The 5,840-nt window shown below is 72.5% G+C and carries 6 protein-coding genes; all 6 read right to left on the reverse strand.

Going from position 1 to position 5,840, the window contains the following annotated elements:
* Positions 1-1,266: organoarsenical effux MFS transporter ArsJ (gene arsJ, locus FK498_RS16825; RefSeq protein WP_202614891.1), on the reverse strand; the 1,266-nt coding region annotated here is incomplete at its 3' end.
* Positions 1,263-2,297: an ArsJ-associated glyceraldehyde-3-phosphate dehydrogenase gene (locus FK498_RS16830; RefSeq protein ID WP_141856605.1), complete on the reverse strand. Its 1,035-nt coding sequence runs from the start codon at positions 2,295-2,297 to the stop codon at positions 1,263-1,265. The genes arsJ and FK498_RS16830, both read right to left, overlap by 4 nt.
* Positions 2,298-2,299: 2 nt before the next feature.
* Positions 2,300-3,160: a metalloregulator ArsR/SmtB family transcription factor gene (locus FK498_RS16835; protein ID WP_141856588.1), complete on the reverse strand. Its 861-nt coding sequence runs from the start codon at positions 3,158-3,160 to the stop codon at positions 2,300-2,302.
* Entirely contained in the window at positions 3,097-3,492 is a 396-nt protein-coding gene (locus tag FK498_RS16840; protein ID WP_141856590.1) for a hypothetical protein, read from the reverse strand. The genes FK498_RS16835 and FK498_RS16840 overlap by 64 nt, the downstream gene beginning before the upstream one ends.
* Complete coding sequence (locus tag FK498_RS16845; RefSeq protein ID WP_141856603.1) at positions 3,489-4,199, reverse strand: SDR family NAD(P)-dependent oxidoreductase; 711 nt, start codon at positions 4,197-4,199, stop codon at positions 3,489-3,491. Before FK498_RS16845 ends, FK498_RS16840 begins: the two co-directional genes overlap by 4 nt.
* A 1-nt stretch (position 4,200) precedes the next feature.
* Positions 4,201-5,682 (reverse strand): amidophosphoribosyltransferase, encoded by a 1,482-nt coding sequence (gene purF / locus FK498_RS16850; protein WP_237560991.1) that lies wholly within the window; start codon positions 5,680-5,682, stop codon positions 4,201-4,203.
* Positions 5,683-5,840: the final 158 nt, after the last annotated feature.

Below are 5,840 nucleotides of genomic sequence, written 5' to 3' on the forward strand. Positions count from 1 at the left end.
GCCGTCCTGCGTATCGGGCACGCCGAGCTCGGCGAACCAGGCTGGGGCGCGCGCGGCGGCGACGGCGCGCGCCGGCAGGGCGAGGCTGATCGCGGCACAGCACGCGAGCATCGCGCCGGAGCCGAGCAGGCACGCCATCAGCCCGCCTGCCTGGTAGAGCAGGCCCGAGAGCAGCGTGCCGGCGAGCCGCCCCGTGGCGTTCGCGGCATAGTAGAACCCGACATCCTCCGCCACCTTCTCCGATCCCGCATAGGCGACGATCAGATAGGAGTGCAGCGCCGAATTGACCGCGAAGGCGACGCCGAACAGGGCGAGCCCGGCGACGACGGCCTGCACGGTGATCGCGGTGGCGGTGCCCAGCACGACCGCGAGCGCAAGCGGGATGGCCGCAAGCAGGCCCGCCCAGACCCGGGCGGCCGGCACCTCGGCCGAGAGCCCGTCGGCGCTGCGCGGCACGATGCGATGGGCAAGGCCCTGGACCGCGCCGTAGCCGATCGTCCAGGCGGCGAGGAAGCCGCCGACCTCGGCGAAGGTCCAGCCGTTCGCGTAGAGGAACACCGGCAGCCCGACCACGAACCAGACGTCGCGCGCGCCGAACAGCGCGATGCGCGCAGCGGCCAGCAGGTTGATCGCGCGCGTCTTCGCGAACAGCTCGCGCAGGCGCGACGCCCGCTTCGCCTTGCCGAACATGCGCGGCAGCGCGAGCACGGAGGCGACGAACACCACCGCGAGCGCGGCCGCCATGAGCCGGAGCGCCGGCACGAAGCCGACCGCGGAGAGCAGCGTGCCGCCCAGGAAGAACCCCACCCCCTTGAGGGCGTTCTTCGAGCCGGTGAGCCAGGCGACGTAGCGGAACAGCGTCGCCGACCGGCCCTCCGGCGTGACGAGCTTGATCGCCGACTTGGCACTGGTCTTGGTGAGGTCCTTGGCCACGCCGGCCAGCCCCTGCGCGAGGACCACGTACGCCACCGACCAGAAGGGCGACCAGGCCGGGTCAAGCGCGGAGAGCATCAGCAGGGCCGCAACCTGGAGCGCGAGCCCGCTCGCGAGCGTGACGTTGACGCCGAAGCGCGTCGCCGCCCAGCCGCCGAACAGGTTGGTCGCCATGCCGGCGACCTCGTAGAGCACGAACAGGAAGGCGAGCTGGAACGGCGTGTAGCCGAGGGTGAAGAAGTGCAGCAGCACCAGCATGCGCAGCGCGCCGTCGGTCAGCGTGAAGCCCCAATAGGCGGCGACGACGCTCGCGTAGGCGCGCTGGCCGCTCACAGCGTGGCGCCGACGATGCAGGCGAGATCGACCATGCGGCAGGCATAGCCCATCTCGTTGTCGTACCAGGCATAGACCTTCAGCATGGTGCCGTCCGTGACCATGGTGGAGGGCGCATCGACGATCGCGCTGCGCGTGTCGCCACGGTAGTCGGCAGAGACCAGCGGCCGGCGCTCGACGCCGAGAATGCCTGCGAGCGGCCCCGCCGCGGCGGTCTCGAACAGCGCATTCACCTCCTCGGCCGCGACGGCGCGCGCCATCTCGAACACCGCGTCGGTCAGGGAGGCGTTGAGCACCGGCGCGCGCACCGCGTGGCCGTTCAGCCTGCCGGCGAGGTCGGGATAGATCAGGCCGATCGCGGTCGCGCTGCCGGTCGTCGTCGGCGCGAGGCTGAGCATGGCCGACCGGGCCCGGCGCAGGTCCCTGTGCGGCGCATCCACCACGACATTGGTGTTGGTCGGGTCGTGGATCGTGGTGATCTGGCCGTGACGGATGCCGATCGACTCGTGCAGCACCTTCACCAGGGGGGCAAGGCAGTTGGTGGTGCAGGACGCCGCGGTCAGCAGGCGCTGCGTGCCGTCGTAACGGTCATCGTTCACGCCGACGACGATGTTCAGCGCCGAGCCGTCCTTCACCGGCGCGGCGACGACGACGCGCTTCACGCCGCGTGCGAGATACGCCTCGAGGTCCGGGCGCGTCAGGAACTTGCCCGTGCACTCGAGCACGACGTCGCAGCCGAGATCGCCCCAGGCGACCTCGTGCGGATGGGGCGCCGAGGAGAAGCCGATGCGGCGATTGCCGATCGCGATCGCATCGCCATCCGCCGCGATCGGCGCGCGCCAGCGTCCGTGGATGGAGTCGAACTCCAGGAGATGCGCGGTCGCCGCCGGCCCGCCCTTGAGCTCGTTGACGTGCACGACCTCGAGCCGATTGCCCGCGCGCGGATCGCCCTCGGCCCGCGCGACGCCGCCGAGGGCGGCGCGCAGCGCAAGACGCCCGATCCGCCCCATGCCGTTGATGCCGACGCGCATCGTCACGCCGCGATCGGGGTGAGGCGCGGCGTGCGCGGCAGCCGCCCGATCTCGTCGAGGCGCTGCTGCAGGGCAAGCCGGTCGAGGCTGCGCAGCGGCAGATTGACGAAGATGCCGATGCGGTTGGCGAGCATGCGATAGGTATCGGAGAGCGCGATGCCGCGTTCGGCCGCGCCGCCCCCCGCGCGCGCGGGATCGGGCACACCCCAATGCGCGGTCAGCGGCTGGCCCGGCCAGGTCGGGCAGATCTCGCCCGCGGCGGCATCGCAGACGGTGAAGACGAAGTCGAGCGCGGGCGCGCCCGGGCGGGCGAACTCGTCCCAGGACTTGGAGCGCAGGCCGGCGATGGGGTAGTCCAGCCGCCGCAGGAGGTCGAGGGTCTCCGGCGCGACCGTGCCCTCGGGATGGCTGCCGGCGGAGAAGGCGCGGAACCGCCCGGCGCCCTCGCGGTTCAGGATCGCCTCCGCCATCACCGAACGGTGGCTGTTGCCGGTGCAGAGAAAGAGGACGGTGTAGGGGCGCGTGGCCGCCGGCGTGGCGCCCCGGGTCCCGGCGAAGCCCTCGCCGCAGAGCTCCGGCCTCCCGTCGCAGCAGGTCTCGGCGAGGAAGGCCGCAAGCCCGCGCACCGCGTCGAGTTCGGCGGCGTAGCGGATGACCCGGCCCTGCCGCGCAGGCCGGATCAGCCCTGCACCCTCCATCTCGCGCAGGTGGAACGAGAGGCTCGACGGCGCCACCCCGACGGCGGCGGCGATCTCGCTTGCCGGCAGCCCGCCCGGGCCGGCGCCGACCAGCAGGCGGATCAGCGCGACGCGGGTCGGGTGGGAGAGGGCGGCGAAGCGCCCGGCCAGATCGCGCAGTTCCATAATTCAACGATAATCGAATTGTTGGCGCGCGACAAGGCGCAGCGCACCTCGAGCGACGCCAACGCAGCCGAGGCCAGCCAGCCCTCCGCGGCCTGGTCGAGATCGGCGAAGCGGGGCGGGAACCCGGTGGCGTCGCGGCTGCGGCGGATGTCCATCGCGACGCGGCCGAACGGCATGGGGGTGATGACGGTCGGCGTCTCCCCAGACCCGGCGGCACGCCAGCGGAATGCAGGCGGGCGGGCGACCGGCGCGGCGGCGAAGGCGCGCGCGGGCGGCGCCTCGACGGTCGCGAGCGCCACGACCCCCGCCGCCCCCTCCACCAGGGTCGTCACCGGAACGACACCACCTCGCCCGAACGCGTCTCCTCCGGCCGGCAGAGTGCCACGATCGCCGGTGCGACTTCGTCCGGTTGCGGGATGGTGGAGGGATCTTCGCCCGGCATGGCGGCGGCGCGCATCCGCGTCGCGACCGGGCCCGGATTGAAGGCGTTCACCTTCACCCCGGTGATCGCGAGCTCCGCCGCCCAGGTCCTCACCAGGTGATCGAGCGCGGCCTTGCTCGCGCCGTAGGGCCCCCAATAGGCGCGCGGGCGGGCGGCAGCGCCGGAGCTGACGAACACCGCGCGGCCCGCATCGGAGGCGCGCAGGAGCGGCTCGGCGGTGCGCATCAGGCGCCAGTTCGCGGTGACGTTCACCGCCCAGAGATCGGTCCAGTCCTTCTCGGGCAGGTGGGTGAGCGGCCCCAGCCTGCCGAGCAGCCCGGCATTGCCGACGACGATGTCGAGCCGGCCGAAGCGCTCGGCGAGCGTCGGCCCGATCGCATCGACCTTCGCGCCCTCGCGCAGGTCGAGCACCAAAAGCGTGGCGTTGCGCCCGGTGGCGGCGCGGATCGCATCGTCGGTCTCCTCGAGACCGGCCTTCGTGCGCGCGACCGCCACCACGACCGCCCCCTGGCGCGCAAGCTCCACCGCCACCGCCGCGCCGATGCCGCGCGAGGCGCCGGTGACGAGGGCGACGCGCCCCTCCAGGCTCCCCGCCATCTCAGCGCGTCTCGGCGAGCAGGCTGAGCTGCCGGTCGTTCGACTGGTCGTCGCGGTCGGTCAGCGGGATCGGGTAGTCGCCGGTGAAGCAGGCGTCGCAGAACTGCGGCCGGCGGGGATCGCGCACCGTGCCCGCGACCGCGCGGTAGAGCCCGTCGATCGAGATGAAGGCGAGGGAATCGACGCCGATGATGCGCGCCATCGCGTCCACGTCGTTGCGCGCCGCGAGCAGCTTGTCGCGCTCGGGCGTGTCGATGCCGTAGAAGCAGGAATGCGTGGTCGGCGGCGAGGAGATGCGCATGTGCACCTCGGTCGCGCCGGCGGCGCGCACCATCTCGACGATCTTGCGGCTGGTGGTGCCGCGCACGATCGAATCGTCCACCAGCACCACGCGGCGGCCCTCGAGCATCGCGCGGTTGGCGCTGTGCTTCAGCTTCACGCCGAGATGGCGGATCTGGTCGGTCGGCTCGATGAAGGTGCGGCCGACATAGTGGTTGCGGATGATGCCGAGCTCGAAGGGCAGCCCGGCCTCGGCGGCGTAGCCGATCGCCGCCGGCACGCCCGAATCCGGCACCGGCACGACGATGTCGGCCGGCGGGTGGCTCTCGCGCGCGAGCTCGGCGCCGATGCGCTTGCGCACCTCGTAGACGGCCGTGCCCTCGACGATGCTGTCCGGCCGGGCGAAGTAGATGTGCTCGAAGATGCAGAAGCGGCTCGCCTGCTTGGCCCAGGGCTTGATCGAGCGCACGCCAGAATCGTCGATGACCACGATCTCGCCCGGCTCGATATCGCGCACGAACGCCGCGCCGACGATGTCGAGCGCGCAGGTCTCGGAGGCGAGCACCCAGGCCCCGTCCTTGTCGGGGAAGCGGCCGAGGATGAGCGGTCGCACGCCGTAGGGATCGCGCACGCCGATCAGCGCCTCCGAGGTCAGCGCCACCAGCGAGTAGGCGCCCTGCACCTGCTTCAGGGCGTCGATCAGCCGGTCCACCACCGTGCCGTAGAGGCTGATCGCGATCAGGTGGATGAACACCTCCGAGTCGGTGGTGGACTGGAACAGGCAGCCGCGGCGGACCAGCGCGCGCCTGAGCGCATGGGCGTTGGTGAGGTTGCCGTTGTGCCCGACCGCGAGCCCGCCGAACTCGAAATCGGCGTAGAGCGGCTGGACGTTGCGCAGCACCGTGTTGCCGGTGGTGGCGTAGCGGTTGTGGCCGATCGCCGCCGTGCCCGGCAGCCCGGCCATCACGCGCGCATCCGAGAACGCATCGCCCACCAGGCCGAGCGCCCGGTGGCTGTGGAAGCGCGCCCCGTCATAGGTGACGATGCCGGTGGATTCCTGGCCGCGGTGCTGCAGCGCGTGCAGCCCGAGCGCGGTGAGCGCCGCCGCGTCGGCAACGCCCCAGACGCCGAAGACCCCGCACTCCTCGTGCGGGTGATCCTCGTCGCGCCACGCCATGGGCTCGCCCGACGGCTCGATGGTCATCCCGCTTCCCCTCCGCCGCGGCTCAGCGCGTCACGTTCATGAGCCGGTCGAGGTCGCGCCGTTCCTCCGCCCGGTAGCCCTCGCCCCGCTGCGCCGCGGCCGGCGCCGGCGGGCGCATCAGCGCATCGGCCGGCGGCGCGGCCGGCGTCGTGCGTGGC

Source organism: Elioraea sp. Yellowstone, assembly GCF_006704265.1.
Classification (GTDB): domain Bacteria; phylum Pseudomonadota; class Alphaproteobacteria; order Acetobacterales; family Acetobacteraceae; genus Elioraea.